Genomic DNA, 25,584 nt, shown 5'->3' with positions numbered 1-25,584 from the left:
TCATGCCACTCCATTATCTCTATCTTGTGCTGGCGGTTGCGGCAGAGACCATTGGCACCACTGCGCTACAGGCCAGTCAGCAGTTCACCCGGCTTGGCCCGTCACTGCTGGTGGTGGTCGGCTACGGGCTGGCCTTCTATCTGATGGCCCTGACGCTGCGCCACATGCCGGTCGGGATTGTCTACGCGATCTGGTCCGGCCTCGGGATTTTCCTCATCGCCATCATCGGCTGGGTCGTCTTTGGCCAACGGCTTGATTTGCCAGCGGTTCTGGGGCTGCTGTTGATCCTTGCCGGGATTCTGGTGATCCATCTGTTCTCCAGCACAACCGGCCACTGACGGCGCAACCGGCGCGTCACCGAATAGCCGCACACCGCCGGACGACCCACCGGATCGCCCCTGCGCGCGCAAAAAGATGTATTTCCTCTGGTCTTTGGCCAACGATCACGCTATGCGCGCGTCAACTTCCTTACAAAGGCTGACGTCATGGACCTGCGCAACATTGCGATCATTGCTCACGTGGACCACGGGAAAACCACCCTGGTTGATGAGCTTCTGAAACAATCCGGCGCCTTCCGCGAAAACCAGGCTGTGGCGGAACGCGCCATGGACAGCAACGATCTGGAACGCGAGCGGGGCATCACAATTCTGGCCAAGGCCACTTCGGTGGAGTGGAATGGCACCCGGATCAACATCGTCGACACTCCCGGCCACGCCGATTTCGGCGGCGAGGTCGAGCGGATCCTGTCGATGGTCGACGGGGTGGTGCTGCTGGTTGACGCCGCCGAAGGCCCGATGCCGCAGACCAAGTTCGTGACCTCCAAGGCGCTGGCCCTCGGCCTGCGCCCGATCGTGGTTGTGAACAAGGTCGACAAGCCCGACGGCGAGCCTGACCGCGCGCTGGATCAGTGTTTCGACCTCTTTGCCAACCTTGGTGCAGATGATGATCAGCTGGATTTCCCGTCCATGTATGCCTCCGGTCGCGCCGGTTGGGCCGACATGGAGCTGGACGGCCCGCGCAAGGATCTTTCTGCGCTGTTTGACCTGATCGTCAAACACGTCCCCGCCCCAAAGCAGATCGAGCAAAAAGGCGAGCCTTTCCGTATGCTGGCAACCACGCTGGGCGCGGATCCTTTCATGGGCCGTATTCTGACCGGTCGCGTTGAATCCGGCACCCTGAAGGCTGGCGACAGCCTCAAGGCGCTGAGCCGTGACGGTGAGCTGATCGAGAACTTCCGCTGCACAAAAGTGCTGGCGTTCCGTGGCCTCGGTCAGCAGGCCATCGACGTGGCGGAGGCCGGCGATATCGTCTCCATCGCGGGGATGACCAAGGCCACCGTGGCCGACTCGCTGGTGGATACTTCGGTGACGGAGGCGCTGCCCGCCCAGCCGATTGATCCGCCGACCATCACCGTGACCTTTGGCATCAACGACAGCCCACTAGCCGGTCGCGATGGCAAAAAGGTTCAGTCCCGTGTGATCCGTGATCGCCTGATGAAGGAAGCAGAATCCAACGTCGCGATCCAGATCTCCGACACCCCCGGTGGTGAAGCGTTTGAGGTGGCCGGTCGCGGCGAACTTCAGATGGGTGTTCTGATCGAAAACATGCGCCGTGAAGGCTTCGAGCTGTCGATCTCGCGCCCGCAGGTTCTGTTCAAGGAAGAAGACGGCGTTCGCATGGAGCCCGTCGAAGAGGCCACCATCGACGTTGACGATGAATACTCCGGCGTTGTGATCGAGAAACTCACCGGCCACCGCAAAGGTGAACTGGTCGAGATGAAGCCCGCAGGCGCTGGCAAGACCCGCATCATCGCGCATGTCCCCTCACGCGGTCTGATCGGCTATCACGGCGAGTTTCTGACCGACACCCGCGGCACCGGCGTTCTGAACCGTGTGTTCCACGGCTGGACCCCGCACAAAGGGTCCATTCCCGGCCGTCGCGCTGGTGTTCTGATCTCCATGGAGAACGGCACCTCGGTGGCCTACGCCCTGTGGAACCTCGAAGAGCGCGGCAAGATGATGATCGGCGCACAGGAAGACGTCTACACCGGCATGATCATCGGCGAGCACAGCCGCGACAATGATCTGGAAGTGAACCCGCTGAAGGGCAAGAAGCTGACCAACGTCCGCGCCTCCGGCACCGATGATGCCGTGCGTCTGACCACGCCGATGAAGCTCTCGCTGGAAGAGGCGATTGCCTATATCGACGATGACGAGCTGGTAGAGGTAACCCCGAACTCCGTGCGTCTGCGCAAGCGCTACCTGGATCCGCATGAGCGCAAGCGGATGGCCCGCGCCAACGCCTGATCCTGACCGCTCAGCTGGAAAAAACAAAGGCCGCCCGGCAATATGGGCGGCCTTTTTGCTATCTGCTGCCTGCGTGCTACCCTTTGCAAAATCAGGCGTTTAACCAGGGAGAGACAGCATGCGCAAGCTACAGGTTCAAGGCGTCCACCACATCACCTTGACCGGCGCTGACCGGCAGACATCCATTGATTTCTGGGAAGGTGTCCTTGGGATGCCCTTCATCTTTGACCAACCCAATCTGGATGACCCGGACGAGGGGCATCTCTATTTTGATCCCGGCGATGGGCGCCTGATCACCGTCTTCACCAACAAGCGCCGTACAGCTGACCGTCGCCGCACCCCGACGGAGCCGGGATGCGTCCATCATCTGGCTTTCAACGTCTCAAAGGCGACATTTGCCCAGGCGGTCGAGCGGCTGGACGAACGCGGCATCGGGCATTCAGGACCAAAGGATCGGGGATTTATGGATTCGATCTACTTCAAGGACCCGATGGGGCTTCTGATCGAGCTTGCCTGCTATAAATTCGAACCGCCAATGGGATGCTCCCACGCCGATGTGATGATCACCGCGCATCGTGTCCGGGTGGCCGCAGGGGACGCCCATATTCAGGAAATCCATCTGGCCGAGGCGATTGAGCAGCTTGTTCAGCAGCGCCAGCCCTCGCTGTCGGATAACCGCGCGCCACGCGATCCCTATTGATCGACCGGCCGGGCTGGCGCAAATGAAAAAAGAGCGGCCAGAAGCCGCTCTTTCATCGTTCCTGGAGGCATCGTCCCTTAGGGGATCCGACGCGCAGGTATGTCGCGCTCATTCGGTGATTTCGACCACCATCAGCTCCCGCTCGGAGGCGTCGCGCGCATGGCTCAGCGCCTCCTGGTATTCTGGGCTGTTGTAGCAATCCACCGCCGCATCGACGCTGGGAAAGCGGGCTACCACATTGCGCGGGCGTTCCTTGCCTTCCAGCTGTACAAACCGACCGCCACGGGCAATGAACTGCCCTCCGTGTTTGGCAACGGCCGGTCCCGCCAGCTCGGCGTATTTGCCGTAGGCCTCGGCATCGGTGACGGTAACATGCGCAATCCAGAGTGCGGGCATCTGAGCCTCCTTTGGTGATGATCTTCCCGGCAGCTTAGGCAGATTGCGGGAAAGACCAAGGTTTTTTTGACCAGTTGGTCAGCCTGCCAGCAGCGCCTCGGCCGCCTTGATCGCCTCTTCGGCGCCTGAGAAATCCTTGCCGCCGCCCTGCGCCATATCGGGACGACCACCGCCGCCCTTCCCGCCAACAGCCGGAACCGCCGCTTTCAGCACATCTACGGCAGAGATCTCGCCGGTCAGATCGTCGGTGACACCCGCGGCGACCGCGACCTTGCCGTCATCATTGGCAATCAACAGGATCACGCCTGAGCCGATCTTTTGCTTGTGGGCATCTATCAACCCGCGAAGATCCTTGCCAGAGACGCCTTCCAGCGCCTGCCCGAGGAAGGTTTTACCGCCGATTTCCTTGGTTGCGGATCCGCCTGCCGCGCCGCCGCCCATGGCGACCTGCTGTTTCAGCTGGGACACCTCGTTCTGCAGCGCCTTGCGTTCATCCATCAAGGCTTTCAGCCGGTCCATGACTTCGGCCGGCTGGGCCTTCAGGACGCCTGCAACCTCGGCCATACGGCCTGCTTCACGCTCCAGATGCTGCACCGCTGCCGCACCGGTCAGCGCCTCGATCCGGCGCACGCCGGCTGAGGATGCGCTATCGCCCAGAATGACAAAGGTGCCGATGTCACCGGTCTGCTTCACATGGGTGCCGCCGCACAGCTCAATCGAATAGGTATCGCCGTCCTGACCCTTACCCGTCGCTGCGCGGCCCATGGAGACAACGCGGACCTCATCGCCGTATTTCTCGCCAAACAACGCCTGCGCACCCAGCGCGCGCGCATCATCCGGGGTCATGATCCGGGTCGAAACCGGCGTGTTCTGACGAATGAAATCGTTCACCTCGGCGCCGACCTTGGTCAGTTCCTCTGCGCTCATCGCCTTGTTATGGCTGAAGTCGAAGCGCAGCCGGTCCGAAGCATTGAGCGAGCCCTTCTGCGCGACATGTTCGCCAAGCGCGTTGCGCAGCGCCTCATGCAGCAGGTGGGTGGCCGAGTGGTTGGCGCGGATCTTGCTGCGGCGGTCGTGATCCACTTCCATCGCAGCACCCTGCCCGACGGCGATGTCGCCCTCGGTCACCTCGGCGATGTGCAGGAACAGCCCCTCTACTTTCTTGGTGTCGGTGATGCGGGCTGCACCGCCCTCAACCGTCAGGACGCCACTGTCGCCAACCTGACCGCCGCTTTCGCCGTAGAACGGCGTCTGGTTCAGGATGATCTGCACCGTGTCGCCCTTAGCGGCGGTTTGGAGCTGAGCACCGTCCTTGACCATGGCCATGATCTGGCCCTCGGCTTTCTCGGTTTCATAGCCGAGGAAGTCAGTTGTACCGACCGCGTCAACAATGTCGAAGTAGACCTTCACATCCGCCGCTTCGCCAAGACCGATGCCGCCAGCACGGGATTTCTCCTTCTGCTCCTTCATCGCCGCATCGAAGCCATCGGTATCGACCTCGATCTCCTTGGCGCGCAGGGCGTCCTGAGTGAGGTCGAGCGGGAAACCGTAAGTGTCATAGAGCTTGAACGCAGTCTCACCCGGTAGGACGTCGCCCTTGCCCAGATCGACGGAGGCTTCGTCCAGCAGTTTCAGGCCACGGTCCAGCGTTTTGAGGAAGCGGGTTTCCTCCTGCTCGAAGGTCTCTTCGATCAGCGCCTGGCCCTGGCCAAGCTCAGGATAGGCGGCACCCATCTTCTGCACCAGCGACGGCACCAGCTTGTGCATCACCGGATCGGTGGCGCCCAGAAGCGAGGCATGACGCATCGCCCGGCGCATGATCCGGCGCAGCACATAGCCGCGGCCTTCGTTCGACGGAAGCACGCCTTCGGCAATCAGGAAGGAGCAGGAGCGCAGGTGGTCCGCGATCACCCGGTGATGCACGTTGTGATCCCCGAATGGGTCGGTGTTCGTCGCGTTCGCGGACGCCTCGATCAGCGACCTGAACAGATCCGTTTCATAGTTGTCATGGGTGCCCTGCAGCAACGCCGCGATCCGCTCCAAACCCATACCGGTGTCGATGGACTGCATCTCAAGATCGACCATTGAGCCATCGGCGAATTTCTCGTTCTGCATGAAAACGAGATTCCAGATCTCGATGAAACGGTCGCCGTCTTCCTCCGGCGAGCCCGGAGGGCCGCCCCAGATGTGGTCGCCGTGGTCGTAGAAGATCTCGGTGCAGGGACCGCAGGGACCGGTGTCGCCCATCTGCCAGAAGTTGTCAGAGGTCGCGATGCGGATGATCCGCTCCTCCGGCACACCCATCTTTTTCCAGATCTCAAAGGCTTCGTCATCGGTGTGATAGACGGTGGTGTAGAGCCGGTCCTTCGGAATATCGAATTCCTTGGTGATCAGCTCCCAGGCAAAGGGGATCGCTTCATGCTTGAAATAGTCGCCAAAGGAGAAGTTGCCGAGCATCTCGAAAAACGTGTGGTGGCGCGCGGTATACCCGACGTTGTCGAGGTCGTTGTGCTTGCCGCCGGCGCGCACGCATTTCTGCGCTGTGGTCGCGCGCTTGTAGTCGCGGGTTTCCACGCCGGTAAAGCAGTTCTTGAACTGCACCATGCCCGAGTTGGTGAACATCAGGGTCGGGTCGTTGCGGGGCACCAGAGGGCTGGAGTCAACCACCTCATGCCCCTGTTTGGCAAAGTAGTTCAGGAAGGTGGAGCGAATATCATTGAGCGTCGGCATAATCGGGATCTCTCGGCTGGCTGTCTCAGCGGTTCGGGAAGATGTATCCGGCCCCAGTGAGCCTGTCCAGCGCCGCGGTGCGGAAAGGCGCCGTGAAACCCGCATGAAAAAGGGCGCGGAGTGATCCACGCCCTGATTTGATCAGATTTTTCAGCCTGCGCCGGTGTTTATCGAGCAACCGCTGCCCTTTTCATCACCCGGCAAGAGGCGTCATCAGCCTTGTGTCAGGCTTCCAGAATATCGTCATCGGCGCCGTCAGGACGGTGGAACTCCAGCCCGTGCGCCGCGCGGATCTTATCCTCGATGTCATAGGCGATATGGGGGTTCTCCCGCAGGTATGTCTTGGCGTTTTCACGCCCCTGCCCGATCCGTTCATCACCATAGGAGAACCAGGCCCCGGATTTCGCGACAACACCAGCCGCTACGCCCAGATCCAGCAGTTCGCCCATCTTGGAGATGCCTTCGCCATACATGATGTCGAATTCAACCTGTTTGAACGGAGGCGCCACCTTGTTCTTCACGACCTTGACGCGGGTTGCGTTGCCGACCACCTCGTCACGGTCCTTGATCGCGCCGATGCGGCGGATGTCCAGACGCACCGAGGAGTAGAATTTCAGTGCGTTACCACCGGTTGTTGTTTCCGGCGAGCCGAACATCACACCGATCTTCATGCGGATCTGGTTGATGAAGATCACCATACATTTGGAGCGGCTGATGGAGCCGGTCAGCTTGCGCATCGCCTGGCTCATCAGGCGAGCCTGGACGCCCACATTGCTGTCGCCCATGTCGCCTTCCAGCTCCGATTTCGGAGTGAGGGCTGCCACGGAGTCCACGATCACCATGTTCACCGCGCCGGACCGCACCAGAGTGTCCGTGATTTCCAGGGCCTGTTCGCCGGTGTCGGGCTGCGAGATCAGCAGCTCATCAAGGTCAACACCCAGTTTCGCCGCATATTGCGGGTCCAGCGCATGTTCCGCATCCACAAAGGCGCAGACGCCACCGTTCTTCTGCTGCTCTGCAATGCAGTGCAGAGTCAGCGTTGTCTTGCCCGAGCTTTCGGGACCGTAAATCTCGATAATGCGGCCCATCGGCAGACCGCCAATGCCAAGCGCAATGTCCAGCCCCAGCGATCCCGTTGAAGAGGCCTCAATCTCGGCCAGGGGATTACCATCGCCCAGCTTCATGATCGAGCCCTTGCCAAACTGCCGCTCAATCTGCGCCAGAGCGCTGTCCAGCGCCTTTTGTTTGTCGCCGCTCTTCTTATTGTCTTTCATGGTCAAAAGATCCGCCATAGTCCCTTGTCCCTTTCTATGTGTCACACCCGCGACCGGGCGGCAATCACTGCTTTGTTCGCCTCTTGTTCTATATGAGATCAAAAAGAGAACATTGCAACGGAAATCTTACATGATCACTCCCATACCGATCTGGTGGCCAAGAGGGTTAAGAGAGTGTTATCCAAGGGAGACACCGATCATTTGCTGCGGAAATTTCACGCTATGCTCATCTTTTTCAAGGAACGGCTGGCTCTGCTGAGCGTGCCCAAAACCGGGACAACCGCCTATCACGCCGCTCTGGCCAGCCGTGCCGACATGGTGTTTGCCAATCCGCCGCAGCTGAAACACGCGCCGGTCTATCGCTACAATCGCTGGATTCGCCCGATGCTGGCAAAGGTCTGTGACGCCGAGATGGAGCTGGTTGCCGTCATGCGTGAACCTGTCAGCTGGCTGGGCAGCTGGTACCGGTTTCGTCAGCGCGACGATCTGCGCGATCATCCCAACAGCACCCAAACCATCAGTTTTGACGATTTTCTGCGAGACGCCTGCAAGGGCAAGCCGCCAGCCCATGCCGACGTCGGCAGCCAGGCGAAATTCCTCGAGCCGCAGCCCAATGGCTGCGCGGTCACTCATCTGTTTCGCTACGAGGCCCCAGAGACTCTGCAGTCATTTCTACAGGAGCGGCTACAGACCCGCATCGACCTGCCCAGACTGAATGTCAGCCCGAAAGCGCAGTTACGCCCAAGCGAGGCGGCGCTGGAAATTGTCCGGCGTAAACGCGCGGCGGAGTTCGACCTTTACGACAGCCTGACCTAAGACACGCGGGCGACCGGCCAAAAGGGGCGGCAGACGCCACCCCGGGCCGCTCCGGGGGGACTGCCTAGTGTAGCTGCTCATGTACGGTTTCGGTCAGCTGGTTCAGCGAGAAGGGTTTGGGCAGGAACACCGAGTTCGGCACCGACGGCTCTGCCTCGCCAAAGGCCCCCTCGGCGTAGCCCGAGACAAAGACGACGCGGGTGTCGGGCCGTGTCTTCAGCGCCTCACGCACCCAGCTCGGCCCATCCATTCCCGGCATCACCACATCGGTGACAAATACATCAACGGTCAGACCCGGATCTTCGAGCGTGCGCAGCGCGTCCTCAGCGGATTCGGCTTCGAGAACCGTATAGCCGCGCATCCGCAGAGCCCGCGAGGCAAAGGCCCGCACCGGCGCTTCGTCTTCGACCAGCAGAACAACCCCCTCGCCGTGCTGTGCCGCAACCGGTTTGGCAGCTGGGTTCACGGTGACTGTGGCTTCTGGTTCGGGCTGCGTGTTGACAGGGAAGAACAGAGTGAACTGAGTCCCCTGATCCTTGATCGAGTCGACAAAGATGTAGCCGCCCGTCTGTTTGATAATCCCATAGGCGGTTGAGAGACCCAGACCGGTCCCCTCACCTGTCCGTTTGGTGGTATAAAACGGCTCGAACACCTTCTGCAGCTTATCCGGCGCGATACCGACACCCTCGTCGGAGACTTTGACTGTGACCCAGTCACCGGCGGGGACCACCGCACGGTTGCGCTCCAGCGGTTCATCCAGAACCACCGCTTCGGTCTCGATACGGATCTCGCCGCCCTGTGGCATCGCATCACGTGCGTTCACCACCAGGTTCATCAGCACCTGCTCCAGCTGCCGTTTGTCGGCGCGGATCGACCGCATCACCGGATCATGGCTGAGCGTCAATGTCACCTTCTCACCAACCAAGCGATTCAGAAGATGGGTCAGATCCGACAGGGTATCGCGAACATCCAGCACTTCGGGCTGCAGCGTCTGCTTGCGTGAGAAGGCCAGGAGCTGGCTGACCAGAGCGGCCGCGCGGTTGGCATTCTCGTGGATCTGGATCAGGTCGCCGAAATCCTGGTCGCCCTGATCGTGCCGCAGCAGCAGCAGGTCGCAATGCCCGGAGATGGCTGTCAGCAGGTTGTTGAAATCATGCGCCACACCGCCGGCCAACTGACCAATCGCCTGCATCTTCTGGCTTTGAACGAACTGCGCCTCAAGCGTCTTCAGCTCGGTGGCATCGTTCAAGACCGCAATCAGAACGGTCTCACCCTCTTCGATCACACGGGTGAGTGTCACCTGAACAAAGACTTCCTTGTCACGGCGGGTGAGACGCAGGAATTCGGATTTATGCGAGGCCTGACCCTCGGCGGTATCGCGCAGCCAGTCCGACATCGGACGGCCAAGTCCATCCATCAGCTGGCCGATATTCAGGTTGCCGCAGGAGCTGATACCAAGCAGGTGCATCCCCATTTTATTCGCCGAAAGCAATGTTCCCTTGGGATCCACCTTGACGAAGGGCACCGGCAAGCTCTCGAGCGAGGCCTGACCGACTGAGGCTTCGCTGGCATCCAGCTGCAGAAAATACAGTTCGCTCCGACCCTGGCTGCGGTTCTTCTCGCAGACCAGAACCTCGATCAGCCCGCTTTTGGTGCTCATCGTGTTGATCTGCCCGGACAGCACCGGCAGCGAGGGGAAAAGACGATCAGTGGATTTGACCCGTTCCCCGATCAGGCTGCGCGCGGCTTCATTCATGAACAGGACGGCGCCGGTCCGGCCAATGGTCAGCATCGGGATCGGCACCGCATCGGCGCCACGGCTGGTTGTCGGACGATCGGTGATTTCTTCGACCCGCCACAGGAAGCTGCCGCCCTGCATCTGATGGACCGCCAGCCGCACATGGCCGCGTCTTGTCACGATATCCTCGCGCGCCGCGCCATCGACACGCGCGCGGCTCTGCATCCGAAAGAGCACGGCCGAAGGATTGGCCAGGATGGACCGCAGTGTCCCTGCCAGCGTTTCGGTATCAACATCGGCAAAACGCTTGCGCGCGGCCCCGTTCGAAGCATGGATCATACCGTCATCGTCACAAACGAAGGTTGCGGTCGCATCCTTGTCGATAAAGCCGGTAAGAAGCGCTGTCGCCACCGCCCGTGCGCGCAGACGTGTGCGGGCCTGTATCAGCATCATCAGGGCCACCGCAATCAGCGTCAGGCCAACCGTGACCAGCCCGCGGGTGATCCAGTCCGGGGTCTGTAGCAGCCAGGGCGCCGTGATGACCATGGCCGACAACAGCAAGACCGCCGCCAGACGAGCGTGTTCTGGCGTGTAGACGCGCAATTGGGGAACGGGTGAAGCTTGGCGACCGTTCATTGCGGCTCCCTCGATGAATTGATCTGCTTATATCGAGACGAATTAAGTTAAAACTGCGTTAAGAATGCAGCGTATGGCTTGCATATAGCGTGGTCAATCGTCGCCCAAACGGACCATCACGGCAACATAGAAACCGTCGGTTCCATTGTGGACCTGCCAGCCGTGATCCTGTTGCAACTGCCAGCCCGGATTCTCGGCCAGAAACCGATCCACCTGCGCGCGGTTTTCCACATCCAGCATCGAGCAGGTTGCATAGGCCAGCACACCGCCAGCGCCAACCAACTGGCTGGCATCGCTGAGGATCTGCGCCTGGATCCCGCAGAGCTCATCCAGTTTCTCCTGCGTGAGCCGCCACTTGCCCTCGGGCGCACGCCGCCATGAGCCGGAGCCGGAACAGGGCGCGTCGCAGAGCACCAGATCGAAGGGCGCGCGGGCTTCCACGTCACCGGGGGCGAGCAACGTGATGGCGGCTCCGGCACGCGCAGCACGGGTCGGGAGATCCTTCATCCGCTGAGGCGCGATGTCATGGGCAAAGACGTCCAGACTGGCCCGGGCCGCCATGGCCAGGCTCTTGCCGCCGCCGCCTGCGCAGAAATCAAGGACGCGCAGGCCATCCGCCAGCGGCAGTGCTTCGATCACCGCCTGGCTTGCCGCGTCCTGCAACTCGACCAATCCGTTTGTATAGGCATCGCTGTTGCGCAGCTTGCGAGCGCCTTCGGTCACAGAGAGGGCCGTGGCCGCCGCCGGATGTGGTTCAGCAAGGATGCCCTCTTCTGCCAGTCGCGCAATCGCTGTGGCCTGATCAGGATGGCTGCGGTTGACGCGCAGATGCACCGGGGCCCGCTCCTGCAATGCGCGTGCCGCAGTCTCGGCGGCGCTGCCAAGGCTGGCTTCAAATGCAGGCCAGAGCCAGTCGGGCATGTTCAGCTCTTCAGCCTGCCCCATCTGCGGCGCGGTCTGCAACAGCGCCTGTTCGGCGGCGTCCAGCGGCGCCGGTGCGTGGCCCACGCCGGTGAATATATCGGCCGGATCAACCTCTTCTGCGCGCAGAGCCCCCAGCATCAGCTGTCGACCGGTCGTATTGCCGTCAGAGACAGGTGCGGCACCACCGCCGCCACCAAGGGCTGCATAGGACCGCAGGCTGCGCAGCGCGTCAAAAACATGATCCCGCACCGCTGCCCGGTCCTTGGACCCCGCAAATCGGCTCCGCCGCGCCCAGGCCGTCAGCTCCTTCTCGGCAGGCTGTCCCGTCAGGATCTGATCAAGGATCTCAATCGCGGCCTGACGGCGGGCAGCCGGGGTCATACCCCGGCCTCTGGGTAATGGCGGTTGGTCATGGCGACGATGGTCATCGGGGGATCTCCCTGGCTGGCTCAGCCAATACGGTAGTTCGGGCTTTCGCGGGTGATCTGCACGTCATGAACGTGGCTTTCCTTCAGACCAGCGCCGGTGATGCGAACAAATTCGCAGTTCTTGCGCATCTCGTCGACCGTGGCACAGCCGGTGTAGCCCATGGCGGCCCGCAACCCGCCAACCAGCTGATGGATCACCGCCCCGGCCGAGCCTTTATAGGCCACCTGCCCTTCGATGCCCTCCGGCACCAGCTTGTCGCTGGCCGCATCCTTCTGGAAGTAGCGATCCGCAGACCCCCGCGCCATTGCGCCAAGCGAACCCATCCCGCGATAGGATTTGAACGAGCGCCCCTGATACAGGATCACCTCACCGGGGGACTCATCCGTGCCCGCAATCATCGAACCGACCATCGCGCAGGACGCCCCTGCCGCGATCGCCTTGGCAAAATCGCCGGAGAATTTGATGCCACCGTCGGCAATGATCGGAATATCACCGGCAGCGCCTGCGCAATCCATGATCGCGGTCAGCTGCGGCACCCCGACACCCGCCACCATACGTGTGGTGCAGATGGAGCCGGGACCAATGCCGACCTTCACGGCATCCGCACCAGCATCAATCAGCGCCTTGGTTGCGGCGGCTGTGGCGACGTTACCTGCCACGACCTGCACCTTGGAGGACAGCGCCTTGATCCGCTTCACCGCGTCGATGACGCCTGCCGAATGGCCATGGGCCGTATCCACAACGACGATATCAACACCTGCATCAATCAGCGCCTCGGAACGGGCAAAGCCGCTGTCGCCGACCGAGCTGGCCGCCGCGACACGCAGGCGCCCCAGATCATCCTTGCAGGCGGTGGGGTTCAAAACCGCCTGTTCAGTATCCTTGAGTGTCAGCAGACCTGTCAGCTTGCCAGCCTTATCGGTGACCAGCAACTTTTCGATGCGACGCGCCTTCATCATCGACTTGGCCTCTTCCAGCTCGGCCGGCTCATGCAGCAGCGCGAGATTGTCAGAAGTCATCATCACCGAAACCGGCGTATTGTCGTCAGTGGCAAAGCGCATATCGCGGTTGGTCACGATGCCAACCACACGGCCGTCATTGTCCACAACCGGGAAACCGGTGACGCGGTAGCGCTCCTGCAGAGCCTTGGCATCCGCCAGGGTCTGATCGGCGGTCAGGGTGATCGGGTTGTAGACGATGCCGCTCTCGAAGCGTTTCACGCGGCGCACCTGGCGGGCCTGCTCTTCGAGGTCGAGATTCTTGTGAATGACACCCATGCCGCCGGCCTGCGCCATGGCGATGGCCATACGCGACTCTGTCACCGTATCCATGGCAGAGCTGAGCAGCGGTATGTTAAGGGAGATGCCACCGGTCACCCGCGTGCGGGTATCCGCAGTGCTCGGCAGAACGCTGGACGCAGCCGGTACCAGAAGAACATCGTCGAATGTGAGAGCCTCACGAATCTGCATTTGTCATCCCCATGCAAAACCCCGTTTGGCGATGACCCTATGGCACAGAAGCCGAAGGGGGAAAAGAGGCCGAACCGGAAAATCGGAAGAATTGCGCGGGTTTCTCTTGCCGGTGACGAACGGCCCTTGGCGTGACTCTACGCCCCGACCGCGCCTCCGCACACCCGTCGCCCGGCTGATCTGTATCAAGGCAGGCCCGCCGCCAATCCGCCACCAAGGGCGCGCGGACAGAGCAAACAGGAGACCCCGATGATTTACCCGCTATCCGGCATTGTTGTTCTTGACCTCACCCATGTTCTGGCAGGTCCCTATGCCTCGATGACGCTCAAGGATCTCGGCGCAAGGGTCATCAAGGTGGAGCGACCGGGCCTGGGTGATGATACCCGTGCATTCCCGCCCTTCAAGGACGGCGAAAGCGCCTATTTTGCCACCATCAACCATGGCAAGGAAAGCATCGCGCTGGACCTGCGCGCCGAGGAAGATCGCGGTATCTTCGATCAGCTGCTGAACGAGGCCGATGTGATCCTCGAGAACTTTCGCCCCGGCGTGATGGAGCGGCTGGGCTACGGCTGGGAGGCGTTGCACAACCGGTTTCCCAAGCTGGTTTATGGCGCCGTCTCGGGCTTTGGTCACAGCGGGCCTGACCGGCTGCGCCCGGCCTACGACATGGTGGTGCAGGCGCGCGGGGGTGTGATGTCGATCACCGGCGAGCGCGACCGCGAACCGGTTCGCGTCGGCGCCTCCATCGGGGATATCGCGGCTGGCATGTTTCTCTGTCAGGGGGTTCTGGCCGCGCTTTATGCGGTGCGCGGCGGCGCGCCGGGGCAGAAAGTGGATATCTCGATGCTCGACAGCCAGCTTGCGCTGCTGGAACATGCAGTGGCAATCACCTCCGTAACGGGTCAGCCGCCGCGTCCTTCGGGCGCCCGCCATCCGTCGATCACCCCGTTTGAAACCTTTCACGCCAGCGACGGTTTGTTCGTGATTGCTGCCGGGAATGACGCGCTCTTTGCCACCCTCTGCACCGCGCTGGAACTGCCGCTGGCCAATGATCCGCGCTTTGCCGACAATCAGTCGCGCTGTGAAAATGCCCGTCTCCTCAAACGGTTGATCGAGGCGGTCACGCTGGATCAGCCGGCGAGCCACTGGATCGACCTGCTTCAGCGCGCAGGTGTGCCCACCGGCCCGATCCAATCGGTGGCCGAGGTAATGCAGGACCCGCAGATCCTGGCGCGCAATATGCTGGTGGATGTCTGCGACAAAGACGGCACACCGAGGTTCAAGGCCGCAGGCAATCCGGTCAAACTCTCCGAGCTGCCCGATGCAACGACCCGCAGGCCCGCTCCGAAACTGGACGAAGACCGGGCCGACATCCTGCGCTGGCTGGCTGCGACTACGGGCGAGTCTCCGGCACGGACCCCTTAGATCGCCGTGACGCCGCCAAAGGGGCGCCAGTTTTGAGCAAATGCGCTCAGAAATGACGCCCGGAGACCGCAAAATGACGCGCGCCGCCTTCCCTCGCGCAAAAAACGCCATATGCTCCGCCCAAACCGCGCAAGCAAGATAGGTACAGGCATGGCAAACGATCCCGTCACCGAGATCCCGACCGAGACCGCAACTGATCCCGCGTCCCATCCGCTGGTGGTCTTCACCCCCTCGGGCAAACGGGGCCGGTTTCCGGTTGGCACCCCGGTTCTCACCGCGGCCAGACAGCTCGGCGTCGATCTGGATTCGGTCTGTGGCGGCCGAGGCATCTGCTCGAAATGCCAGATCACGCCCTCTTATGGTGAGTTCTCCAAACATGGAGTCACCGTCGCCGATGATGCGCTGACCGAGTGGAACAAGGTCGAACAGCGCTACAAGGACAAACGCGGGCTGATCGACGGGCGGCGGCTGGGCTGTCAGGCACAGGTGCAGGGCGATGTGGTGATCGACGTGCCACCTGAAAGCCAGGTCCACCGCCAGGTGGTGCGCAAACGCGCAGAGGCCCGCGAAATCACCATGAACCCCTCCACCCGGCTCTATTATGTCGAGGTGGAAGAACCCGACATGCACAAGCCCACCGGCGATATGGAGCGGCTGATCGAGGCGCTGGACAGCCAGTGGAACTTGAAGGGGGTCAAAACCGACCTGCATATCCTAAGCGTGTTGCAGCCTGCCCTGCGCAAGGGCGGCTGGAAAGTCACCGTGGCCGTGCATCTGGGCGATGCAAACCACCCGCCCAAGATCATGCACATCTGGCCCGGCTTCTACGAAGGCTCGATCTACGGGCTTGCTGTTGACCTCGGTTCCACCACCATCGCCGCGCATCTGTGTGATTTGCAGACCGGCGAGGTCGTGGCCTCCTCCGGCATCATGAACCCGCAGATCCGCTTTGGCGAAGACCTGATGAGCCGGGTCTCCTATTCGATGATGAACAAAGGCGGCGATCAGGAAATGACCCGCGCCGTGCGCGAGGGCATGAATGCGCTGTTCACCCAGATCGCGACTGAAGCGGGTATTGACAAGGCGCTGATCGTCGATGCGGTCTTTGTCTGTAACCCGGTGATGCACCACCTGTTCCTTGGCATTGATCCGTTTGAGCTGGGCCAGGCGCCCTTTGCCCTGGCGACATCCAATTCGCTGGCTCTGCGCGCAAGCGAGCTGGAGCTGAACATCCACCCGGCTGCCCGTGTCTACCTGCTGCCGTGCATCGCTGGCCATGTCGGCGCTGATGCTGCTGCGGTGGCGCTGTCGGAAGCCCCGGACAAATCCGAGGATCTGGTGCTGGTGGTCGATGTGGGCACCAACGCCGAGATCCTACTGGGCAACAAGGAAAAGGTTCTGGCCTGCTCTTCCCCCACCGGCCCAGCCTTTGAAGGCGCGCAGATTTCGAGCGGCCAGCGCGCCGCGCCCGGTGCGATCGAACGTGTCGAGATTGATCCCGTCACCAAGGAGCCGCGGTTTCGCATCATCGGCTCTGAGCTCTGGTCCAATGAGGACGGTTTCGCCACGGCTGTCGCCACGACCGGGATCACCGGCATCTGTGGCTCCGGCATCATCGAGGCCATTGCCGAGATGCGACTTGCGGGCATTCTGGATGCCTCCGGTCTGATCGGATCTGCCGAACAGACCGGCAGCACGCGCTGCATTCAGGACGGGCGCACCAATGCCTATCTCCTGTGGGATGGCTCGGCCGACGGCGGCCCGACCATCACCGTGACCAACCCGGATATCCGCGCCATCCAGATGGCAAAGGCCGCGCTCTACTCTGGCGCGCGACTGCTGATGGACAAATTCGGGATAGACAAGGTGGACCGGGTTGTCCTTGCCGGTGCCTTTGGCGCGCATATCTCAGCAAAACATGCGATGGTTCTGGGCATGATCCCGGATTGCCCGCTCGACAAGGTTACCTCGGCCGGCAATGCGGCAGGCACCGGCGCACGGATCGCGCTCCTCAACACCGCTGCCCGCGCCGAGATCGAGGCCACCGTGCAGCAGATCGAGAAGGTCGAAACCGCTGTGGAACCACGCTTTCAGGAGCATTTCGTGAATGCCTCCGCAATCCCCAATTCCATGGAGCCATTCCCGATCCTCAACAGCATCGTCACCCTGCCGGATGTCAACTTCAACAGTGGCGGCGGTGACAGTGGTGACGACGGCGGACGCCGTCGCCGCCGGCGCCGTGGCTAGCGTCTGTTGACGGTTCAAATTTGCTGGTTGGAGGGCGGTTGTGCGCTTGACCCTCCCCGGCGAAACCGGTAATCAGCCCTTATTGGCGCGGGTATGGTGAAAAGGTATCACGGCAGCTTCCCAAGCTTTAGTTACGAGTTCGATTCTCGTTACCCGCTCCAAAGTCTCCCAGATCAGAACACTGCGCCAAGCCATTGATCTTTCGCTGGATTTTGCGGCGCGTGATTGGCGTTTCCCACATAGTTACGCCGCAAGTCGACTTGCGACCTGCCGCCATTCCTTCTACCGACAGGGCCATGGATCTGATTTTTCACACCCCGCTCAGCCCCGAAGCGCAACGCCATCACGGGCTGGAGACGCCGCAGCCGCTTGCCATGGCGGATCGGGTGCGGTTCTCTGAATTGGACATTCTGCACCACGTCAATAACAAGGCCTATCTGAGCTGGTTCGAAACCCTGCGCGTGGCCTATTATGATCGGTTTTTTGCGCCCCATTTCACGGGCATGCCCACGCCACGCAATGTATTGCGCAACGCCAATGTCCATTATGTCAAAGAGATGGTGCTGGATGAGAGCTATATCGCCACCGCCCGTGTGGTGTCGTTCCGGCGCACTTCATATGTCATGGAACAACAGATCTGGTCAGGCGATCTGCGTGCCAGGATGACAGGAGTCATGGTGCTGCGCTCGCCAGATGGACGCGCAGGCTATCCGCTCCCCGACAGTTTGCGCGCCGCCCTGATGGAGCAGGACGGCGCAGTCGCAGAGGCCTGAGCCGAGCAGCAGATGGTCACATCACTTAAGGCGCCCAATGCACTGTCATTTCTGACAAAACCGCCTGAATCGGCGCCTCTTCGGGCGGCAGAGATTTTGCCCGTTCCAATGCCTCACGCTTGGCATCGCCATAAATCACCAGATGTTTTGCAATCGCAGCGTCCAATACACGCGCCGACAGGCTGACACGCGGTTCGGGCTGGCTGTCGGGCCGCATCACCGCCAAAATCGGCGCATCCGCAGCCAGAGCCTCGGCCAGCCCGGAGACGCCGGGAAACAGCGAAGCGGTATGCATGTCCTCGCCCATACCAAGCAGCACCACCGACAGCGGCAGATCCGGCTGGATCTGGCTTTCGACTTCGGCCAGCACCTCCTCGGGCGCGCGCGCGGGCACATGGAACGGCAGAAACCTCGCCGCAGCGGCGCGGTTGACCAACAGCCGTTCACGGATCATCCGGGCATTGGAACGCGCGCTGTCAGACGGCACCCAGCGTTCATCTGTCGCCATGAGGCGCACCCGCGCCCAGTCAATATCGGCAGCGCAGAGGTCGTCAAAAATCGGCGCAGGCGTGGTGCCGCCCGCAACGGCAAAAGACGCGCTGTCATGATGCAGCAGATGGGTTTTCAGGTCACCGGCCAGTTGATTGGCCACATCAATGGCCAGCATGTCCCGATCAGCATATTCGATAATATTCATGGGTTGATCCCCCGCCATTCCCGTTGATCGCGCCGCATCAGAAGATCCGCATCCCCCGGCCCGGTGCTACCGCTATCATAGGGTTTTGGCACATCTCCGCGCGATGTCCAGCCCGCAATGATGGGATCGGTCCAGGCCCAGGCCGCTTCGACCTCGTCGCCGCGCATGAACAACGTCTGATTGCCCCGGATCACATCGGTGATCAACCGCTCGTAAGCATCCGGCGCGCCGTCGATATCGGCCCCCAGCGCCTGGGCAAAGCTCATATCCAGCGGCACGTCGATCAACCGCATACCGCCCGGCCCCGGCTCCTTGATGGTCACCTTGAGGGTGATGCCCTCATCCGGTTGCAGGCGAATGGTCAGCAGATTGGCATGGCGCCCGGCATCAGCACCAAAGATCGAATGTGGAGCATCCTTGAAAAACACATTGATCACCGAGGATCGCGCCACCAGCCGCTTGCCGGTGCGCAGATAGAACGGCGTGCCCGCCCATCGCCAATTGCTGATATGCGCCTTCAGCGCCACATAGCTTTCGGTGGTCGAGCGCGGATCACCGGCGGTTTCGCGATAGGAAAGATCCGCACCCGGCTCCGCCCCCTCAACAGAGGTATATTGGCCGCGCACGATATGGTGCGGTTCCACCGGTTCCAGCGCCCTGATCACCTTAAGCTTTTCGTCACGTACTGCGTCGGGATCAAACTTCGCCGGAGGCTCCATCGCAATCAGGCAGAGCAACTGCATCAGATGGTTCTGCATCATGTCACGCATCGCGCCGGATTTGTCGTAATACGACTCCCTGCCGCTTACACCCACCGATTCAGCCACTGTGATTTGAATATGATCAACATACTGGCTATTCCACAGAGGCTCAAAAAGCATATTGCCGAATCGGATCGCCATCAGGTTCTGCACTGTCTCTTTGCCCAGGTAGTGATCAATACGGTAGATCTGGCTTTCATCGAAATGGCTGGCGAGCGTACGGTTCAGCGCCTTGGCCGAGGCAAGATCATGCCCGAACGGCTTTTCCACCACGATTCGGGTGTGATCATCGGCCAGTTCATGGGCCCAGATCTGTTCGGCCAGCGGTGCAAATAGAGTTGGCCCGACGGAAAAGTAGAACACCCGCACACGGTCCGTCGTCGGCCGGCCCAATTGCTGCGCCAGCGCGCGCCAGCCTGCTGTCTCGGTGGCATCAATGGCAAGATAGTCCAGCCGCGCCAGAAACCGCTCAAGCTCAGCGGCGCGCATCGCCAGATCTGTGGCGCCGCTCTCATCCTGCAAGGCGCGGCGGACCAGATCGCGATACCCGTCACTGCCAAGGTCGCCCCGCGCCGCGCCCAGAATACGGGCATCCTGTGGCAGCTGGCCCGCGCAATGGCGCCGGAACAAGGCGGGCAGAATCTTGCGCTGCGCCAGATCGCCGGTACCGCCAAATATGACCAGATCGAAGGCCTGAACCGGAATAACACGAGAAACCATGATGCGCCTTCTCTCACCCCTGAGATTCCACGCCGCGGCGAGATGCGCCTCAGGCACATGCACGCGGCCGCAAACCGTCACAGAAGCGGGCGCCAACCAGCTGGGCCCACCTGTTTTCGGTTCTATTCGGCGCCAGTATAAGCAGTTGCCAGTGAAAGAAAACAGCTCTCCGGCACGCCGAAGTAACAGCAGCACAGCTGGAAAGCGGCCGCAGGTAAGATGGCTCAGCTCTGCTCAGCCCCCAGCGTCTTCACCGGGGACCGTGCAATGGGGCGCTGTCAGTGGATCTGCAACACGCCTTTGACGTGGCGCCACTCTCCGGGGCTGATCATCTTGCGATGGGTAAATCGGACAGAATGAAGCGGGCCGTCGATCTCACGGTGCCAGAATTCAATGAATTTGAACAATCGCGGATGGTCCGGTGCAAGATCATAATCCTGCCAGATAAAGGTGTTCAGGACATGGGTGTGATCCGGCATATGATAGGTCATCTCTGCCGTGGTCAGACCGTAACCCTTCAGCATCAGTTCGGTTTCGCTTTCCTTCATTTCAGGTCTCCCTTACGGATCCCCCCATTCCACACTAGCACGCAATGGGTTAATTCTGAACGAATACAGCTCCTTGCCCAAAAACATCGGTCATTGACCGGGTGAAAACCCCTGCTTGCTTGCGCCTTATATGCCCTGTCTGTTAAGGTGCTGGCACAATATATAGACCCAATAATAACAACGGGCAGCCAACGTGAACGATACGCCGGAAACTCCTGAAAACATGGACGAAAACAAACCCGCAAGGCCCAAATACGACGGCCCGACGGTGTCCATCGAATCCGAGATGCGCACATCGTATCTCGATTATGCGATGTCGGTTATTGTCAGCCGCGCCATTCCCGACCTGCGCGATGGTCTGAAACCGGTTCATCGCCGGATCCTCTACGCCATGCATGAGGTCGGAAACTCGCATGACAAACCCTATCGCAAATCGGCGCGTCCGGTTGGTGATGTCATGGGTAAATACCACCCCCATGGTGACTCCGCGATCTATGACGCGCTGGTGCGAATGGCGCAGGATTTCTCCATGTCGCTGCCGCTTCTGGACGGTCAGGGCAACTTCGGCTCGATGGACGGCGATAACCCGGCGGCCATGCGTTACACCGAGGTGCGGATGGACAAACCCGCAGCCTCGCTGCTGGCGGACATCGAAAAAGAGACGGTCGATTTTCAGGACAACTACGATGGCAAGGACCGTGAACCCACGGTACTGCCCGCGCGTTTCCCGAATATGCTGGTCAATGGCGCTGGCGGTATTGCCGTCGGCATGGCCACGAATATCCCTCCTCACAACCTCGGCGAGGTGATCGACGCCACGCTTGCGCTGATCGAGGATCCCGATCTGACCAGCGAGCAGCTGATCGATTATATCCCCGGCCCCGACTTTCCGACCGGCGCGCTGATGCTGGGTCGCTCCGGTGCCCGCAAGGCCTATCTTGAGGGGCGCGGCAGCGTCATTATCCGTGCGAAGACGCGGGTCGAGGAAATCCGCAAGGACCGCTATGCCATTGTCGTGGATGAGATTCCCTATCAGGTGAACAAGGCCGCGATGATCGAGAAAATCGCCGAGCAGGTGCGCGAGAAGAAGATCGAGGGCGTCGCCCACGTGCAGGACGAATCTGACCGCAACGGCGTGCGTGTGGTCGTGGAACTGAAACGCGATGCCACCGCCGAGGTGGTGCTGAACCAGCTCTACCGGTTCACGCCGATGCAGACGCATTTCGGCTGCAACATGCTGGCGCTGAACGGTGGGCGTCCCGAGCAGCTGACGCTGCGCCGGTTCCTGACCTCCTTCCTTGATTTCCGCGAAGATGTGATTGCCCGGCGCACCGCCTATGATCTGCGCAAAGCGCGTGAACGCAGCCATATTCTGTGCGGCTTGGCAGTTGCTGTCTCCAATGTGGATGAGGTGGTTGCGACCATCCGTGCCTCTGCGGATGCAGCCGAGGCGCGGCACAAGCTGATGACCCGGCGCTGGCCGGCCGTAGATATTGCGCCCTATATCCGTCTGATCGACGACCCGACCCATACGATGAATGACGATGGCACCTATAACCTCTCCGAGGTTCAGGCCCGCGCCATTCTGGAACTGCGGCTGCAGCGTCTGACCCAGATCGGCGTCAAGGAAGTCACCGACGAGCTGGAACAACTGGCGGGTAAGATCAAGGAATACCTTGAAATTCTCTCCTCGCGTGAGCGGATCCTTGGCATCATCTCCGACGAGCTGCGCGAAGTGCGTGACAATTTCGCGGTTCCCCGTCGCACCGAGATCGTCGACTGGTCCGGTGATATGGACGACGAAGATCTGATCGAACGCGAAGACATGGTCGTGACGATCACCAGTGGCGGCTATATCAAGCGGACCCCGCTTGCCGATTTCCGCGCGCAGAAGCGCGGCGGCAAGGGTCTGTCAGGGATGCAGACAAAGGAAGAGGATGTTGTCACCAACCTTTTTGTCGCCAATACCCACACGCAGCTGTTGTTCTTCACCACTGATGGCATGGTCTACAAGCTGAAGACCTGGCGTCTGCCACAGGGCGGCCGTACCTCAAAAGGCAAGGCAATCGTCAATATCCTGCCGATCCCCACCGGGGTGTCCATCGCGGCGATCATGCCCGTCGATGTGCCGGATGACGAATGGGAAAACCTGCAGGTGGTCTTTGCCACCAGCGGCGGTGATGTGCGCCGCAACCGGCTGTCGGATTTCACCAATGTACGCCGCAACGGCAAGATTGCGATGAAGCTGCCCGAGGATGGTTCGGTCAAGCTGGTCAATGCCCGGATCTGCTCCGAAGATGATGACGTGATGCTGTTCACCGACTCCGGTCGTGCGATCCGCTTCCGCACCACTGATGTGCGGGTCTTCAACTCACGTGAATCGACCGGTGTCCGCGGCATCCGCCTGACTGGTGATGACCATGTGGTGTCGATGTCGGTGATCCGCCATTTCGAAGCCTCGCCCGAGGAACGCGCCGCCTATCTCAAGATGCGCCGCGCGGTGGCAGGTCTGACTGATGATGGCGAAGGTGACGAGGAAGAGGCCGTCGCAGGCGCCATCAGCCAGGAGCGCTATGCCGAGATGTCGGCCTCCGAGAACCTGATCCTGACCATTACCTCCGGCGGCTCGGGCAAGCTCAGCTCCAGCCATGATTACCCGGTACGTGGCCGCGGTGGCATGGGTGTCACCGCAATGGACAAGGCGATGCGCGGCGGTGCCATTGTTGCCTCCTTCCCGGTTGAGATGGATGACCAGATCATGCTTGCCACCTCCAAGGGGCAATCGATCCGGGTGCCGGTTGATGGCATTTCCTTCCGGTCGCGCTCCGCCGGTGGCGTGCGGGTGTTCAACACTGCCAAGGGCGAAGAGGTTGTCTCGGTTGCCTGGATTGCCGAGCAATCCGACGATGACGACGATCTGCCAGACGCGGATACCGCCGCCAGCGCAGAGGCCTGATCCCGCCCGGGATCATCTGCCAAAACTTCAAAACGCCACCCTCGGGTGGCGTTTTCGTTAATCAAAACCTAAGCAGTGTCTGTCATTCTTCCTCCCACAAACGCCATCGCGAAGGGAGGCACCATGAACCTCTATCACTGCTCGATCGACCTGCATCATGAGGCCAAGGCGCTTGCCTTTGCCAACGCCGTGGACCAATGGATGTCTTATCTGCGCGAGCGTGAGGTGATCCAAGGCTGGCGCCTGCTGCGCCGCAAGCTGAACCTCGCCAGCGACAAGCACCGGGATTTCCTGCTGGAAATAGAATTCGCCAATATGACCCAACTGGATCAGGCGTTTCGGGTGCTGGGCGAATTGGACGAGCATGTCGAGCGGCTCTACGCAAATGTGAATGCGCTGATCGCCTCGGCTGATTTCGGGCTTTATCGCCCCTTCCCCGATCCCGAACGTGCCGAGCGGATGGCGCTGATCTGACTGGCAGGACTCCGGCCGGAACAGACAAATAAGCCCCCGCCAGTTTTCGGCGAGGGCTTTGAATTACTGCGCAGGATCTTGAACCAATGCGCGCTTACAGCCCGTAGAGCGCGCCGAACTTCTGTTCCAGATAGGACAGCAACGGCTCCGGGCTGGGCGCCATGCCCGCAGCATGAGTGATCGTCTCGACCGGGCTACGCAACCCGCCATGGGTCTGCAGGTTATCCCGCAGCCAGCTGGTTGCCGCCACGGTATCACCCGTCGCCAGCTGCGCTTCCAGATCCGGCACTGCCTGACGCAGCGCGTCATAAAGACAGCCGGCATAGACATTGCCCAGCGAATAGGTCGGGAAGTATCCAAACAGCCCCACCGACCAGTGCACGTCCTGCAGGCAGCCGTTGGATGGCTTATCAACGGCATAGCCAAAATCAGCGGCAAAACGGTCGTTCCAGGCTGCCTCCAGATCCTTAACCTGCAAATCGCCGGACATCAGCGCCCGTTCCAGATCAAACCGCATCATCACATGCAGGTTATATTGCAACTCATCCGCCTCGGTGCGGATATAGCCGTTATGCACCGCATTCACGGCCGCATAGAAGGCATCAGCATCCGCAATGCCGAAATCACCAAACTGCAGCACCATCTGATCGAACAGCCAGCCGGTGAAGGCACGGCTGCGGCCCAGCTGGTTCTCGTAGATCCGGCTCTGGCTTTCGTGCACCCCCATCGACACGCCACGCCCCAGCGGCGTGAACAGATAGGCATGGTCAATGTTCTGTTCATAGGCGGCATGGCCCACTTCATGGATGGTCGAGTAGAAGCAGTTGAACGGATCCTCATCGCTGGTGCGGGTGGTGACGCGCACATCAAGCCCGCTGCCGGAACAGAAGGGATGCACCGCCTTGTCGACCCGGCCGTGGCTCATCTGATAGCCGAAGGTCTCGGCCAGCGTGGTGGTCAGGGCCATCTGTTTATCGGCATCGAAATGACCGCTGACGCCTTTGGGCGTGGGGCGGTCCAGCACGCGGGCGCGCAGCTCCACCAGACGCGGGCGCATGGCATCAAACAGCGTCGCAATTTCCGCCCCTGTGGTGCCGTGTTCATAATCCGCAACCATCGCGTCATAAACATCGCCCCCGGCGGCGAGTGCCTGCCCCTCTTCGCGCTTCAGGGCAACCACCTCTTCCAGCACGGGCAGGAAGGCTTCGACATCCTCGGCGGCACGGGCAGCCGCCCATTTGCCCTGCGCCTCGGAGGTAACGCGGGCGATACGTTTGGCGAGATCTCCGGGCACTTTCACGGCGCGCTCGTAGCTTCGGCGGATCTCGCGCAGCTGGGCGGCACCGATCTCATCGGGCGCCTCGGCCTGCTCCAGCCAGTCAGCGACCTGCGGATCAGAGCGGCGGGCGTGCAGCACAGCCTCGATGGCGGCCATTTCCTCGCCCCGCTGAGGCGCGGCACCGCGCGGCATCATCGTCTCCTGATCCCAACCCAAACGGCCGGCAATCTGGCCAAGCGCCTGGGTGTCACGCTCATAGGCCATCAAATCGTCAAATGCGCTCATT

General features: G+C 61.0%; 19 protein-coding genes and 1 tRNA gene. 10 read left to right on the top strand and 10 right to left on the bottom strand.

All coding sequences use genetic code 11. The features are described from left to right. Positions 1 to 2 precede the first annotated feature (2 nt). The 3 genes from VWY34_RS11840 to VWY34_RS11830 all read left to right on the top strand — a co-directional run bounded on the left by VWY34_RS11840 (position 3) and on the right by VWY34_RS11830 (position 3,006). Entirely contained in the window at positions 3 to 338 is a 336-nt protein-coding gene (locus VWY34_RS11840; RefSeq protein ID WP_340545540.1) for a DMT family transporter, read from the top strand. A gap of 147 nt (positions 339 to 485) precedes the next feature. Next, positions 486 to 2,306: a translational GTPase TypA gene (typA, locus tag VWY34_RS11835; protein ID WP_340545539.1), complete on the top strand. Its 1,821-nt coding sequence runs from the start codon at positions 486 to 488 to the stop codon at positions 2,304 to 2,306. 118 nt (positions 2,307 to 2,424) lie between these two features. Beyond that, a complete protein-coding gene (locus VWY34_RS11830) occupies positions 2,425 to 3,006 on the top strand; it encodes a VOC family protein (protein WP_416535950.1) in 582 nt (193 codons plus the stop codon). Positions 3,007 to 3,114: 108 nt separating this feature from the next. On the opposite strand, the gene VWY34_RS11825 is transcribed toward VWY34_RS11830, so the two are convergent. The 3 genes from VWY34_RS11825 to recA form a co-directional block, all read right to left on the bottom strand. Next, positions 3,115 to 3,402 (bottom strand): DUF1330 domain-containing protein, encoded by a 288-nt coding sequence (locus VWY34_RS11825; RefSeq protein ID WP_340545537.1) that lies wholly within the window; start codon positions 3,400 to 3,402, stop codon positions 3,115 to 3,117. A 78-nt stretch (positions 3,403 to 3,480) separates the two neighbouring features. Continuing rightward, positions 3,481 to 6,132 (bottom strand): alanine--tRNA ligase, encoded by a 2,652-nt coding sequence (gene alaS, locus VWY34_RS11820; protein WP_416544358.1) that lies wholly within the window; start codon positions 6,130 to 6,132, stop codon positions 3,481 to 3,483. A gap of 224 nt (positions 6,133 to 6,356) precedes the next feature. Next, positions 6,357 to 7,424, bottom strand: coding sequence for a recombinase RecA (gene recA, locus VWY34_RS11815; protein WP_340545535.1), 1,068 nt, complete (start codon positions 7,422 to 7,424; stop codon positions 6,357 to 6,359). A 204-nt stretch (positions 7,425 to 7,628) separates the two neighbouring features. On the opposite strand from recA, the gene VWY34_RS11810 reads away from it, so the two are divergent. Then, positions 7,629 to 8,222, top strand: coding sequence for a gamma-glutamyl kinase (locus VWY34_RS11810; protein WP_416540188.1), 594 nt, complete (start codon positions 7,629 to 7,631; stop codon positions 8,220 to 8,222). 64 nt (positions 8,223 to 8,286) lie between these two features. Here the strand turns inward: VWY34_RS11810 and VWY34_RS11805 are convergent, their stop codons facing one another. From VWY34_RS11805 to guaB, 3 genes are all read right to left on the bottom strand, one after another. After that, positions 8,287 to 10,596 (bottom strand): ATP-binding protein, encoded by a 2,310-nt coding sequence (locus VWY34_RS11805; RefSeq protein WP_340545533.1) that lies wholly within the window; start codon positions 10,594 to 10,596, stop codon positions 8,287 to 8,289. Positions 10,597 to 10,689: 93 nt separating this feature from the next. Continuing rightward, positions 10,690 to 11,901 (bottom strand): RsmB/NOP family class I SAM-dependent RNA methyltransferase, encoded by a 1,212-nt coding sequence (locus VWY34_RS11800; RefSeq protein WP_416544357.1) that lies wholly within the window; start codon positions 11,899 to 11,901, stop codon positions 10,690 to 10,692. A 68-nt stretch (positions 11,902 to 11,969) separates the two neighbouring features. Continuing rightward, entirely contained in the window at positions 11,970 to 13,418 is a 1,449-nt protein-coding gene (guaB, locus tag VWY34_RS11795; protein ID WP_340545531.1) for an IMP dehydrogenase, read from the bottom strand. Between the two features lie 249 nt (positions 13,419 to 13,667). On the opposite strand from guaB, the gene VWY34_RS11790 reads away from it, so the two are divergent. From VWY34_RS11790 to VWY34_RS11775, 4 genes are all read left to right on the top strand, one after another. Then, positions 13,668 to 14,843, top strand: coding sequence for a CaiB/BaiF CoA transferase family protein (locus VWY34_RS11790; protein ID WP_416544356.1), 1,176 nt, complete (start codon positions 13,668 to 13,670; stop codon positions 14,841 to 14,843). Positions 14,844 to 14,993: 150 nt separating this feature from the next. Further along, positions 14,994 to 17,090 (top strand): ASKHA domain-containing protein, encoded by a 2,097-nt coding sequence (locus tag VWY34_RS11785; RefSeq protein WP_416538735.1) that lies wholly within the window; start codon positions 14,994 to 14,996, stop codon positions 17,088 to 17,090. An 87-nt stretch (positions 17,091 to 17,177) separates the two neighbouring features. Further along, positions 17,178 to 17,251: transfer RNA gene (locus tag VWY34_RS11780), tRNA-Gly, on the top strand. 135 nt (positions 17,252 to 17,386) lie between these two features. Next, complete coding sequence (locus VWY34_RS11775; protein ID WP_416540193.1) at positions 17,387 to 17,863, top strand: acyl-CoA thioesterase; 477 nt, start codon at positions 17,387 to 17,389, stop codon at positions 17,861 to 17,863. A 25-nt stretch (positions 17,864 to 17,888) separates the two neighbouring features. Here VWY34_RS11775 and pgl read toward each other — a convergent pair whose 3' ends face one another. From pgl to VWY34_RS11760, 3 genes are all read right to left on the bottom strand, one after another. Next, positions 17,889 to 18,560 (bottom strand): 6-phosphogluconolactonase, encoded by a 672-nt coding sequence (gene pgl, locus VWY34_RS11770; RefSeq protein WP_416544355.1) that lies wholly within the window; start codon positions 18,558 to 18,560, stop codon positions 17,889 to 17,891. Continuing rightward, on the bottom strand, positions 18,557 to 20,041 hold the full coding sequence (gene zwf, locus VWY34_RS11765; protein WP_340545526.1) for a glucose-6-phosphate dehydrogenase: 1,485 nt from the start codon (positions 20,039 to 20,041) through the stop codon (positions 18,557 to 18,559). Before zwf ends, pgl begins: the two co-directional genes overlap by 4 nt. A 278-nt stretch (positions 20,042 to 20,319) precedes the next feature. Beyond that, positions 20,320 to 20,589 (bottom strand): usg protein, encoded by a 270-nt coding sequence (locus tag VWY34_RS11760; protein ID WP_340545525.1) that lies wholly within the window; start codon positions 20,587 to 20,589, stop codon positions 20,320 to 20,322. A gap of 223 nt (positions 20,590 to 20,812) precedes the next feature. Between VWY34_RS11760 and gyrA the strand changes: the two genes are divergently transcribed. Continuing rightward, entirely contained in the window at positions 20,813 to 23,545 is a 2,733-nt protein-coding gene (gyrA, locus tag VWY34_RS11755; protein WP_416544354.1) for a DNA gyrase subunit A, read from the top strand. A gap of 123 nt (positions 23,546 to 23,668) precedes the next feature. After that, positions 23,669 to 24,019 (top strand): DUF6614 family protein, encoded by a 351-nt coding sequence (locus tag VWY34_RS11750; protein WP_340545524.1) that lies wholly within the window; start codon positions 23,669 to 23,671, stop codon positions 24,017 to 24,019. Positions 24,020 to 24,113: 94 nt separating this feature from the next. Here VWY34_RS11750 and VWY34_RS11745 read toward each other — a convergent pair whose 3' ends face one another. Then, entirely contained in the window at positions 24,114 to 25,583 is a 1,470-nt protein-coding gene (locus tag VWY34_RS11745; RefSeq protein WP_416544353.1) for a carboxypeptidase M32, read from the bottom strand. Between the last annotated feature and the right edge of the window lies 1 nt (position 25,584).

Source organism: Phaeobacter sp. JH20_02 (assembly GCF_048056915.1).
Lineage (GTDB): Bacteria > Pseudomonadota > Alphaproteobacteria > Rhodobacterales > Rhodobacteraceae > Phaeobacter > Phaeobacter bryozoorum.
The sequence above is the reverse complement of the archived record's forward strand: the minus strand, read 5'-3'. Positions and strand labels throughout refer to the sequence as shown.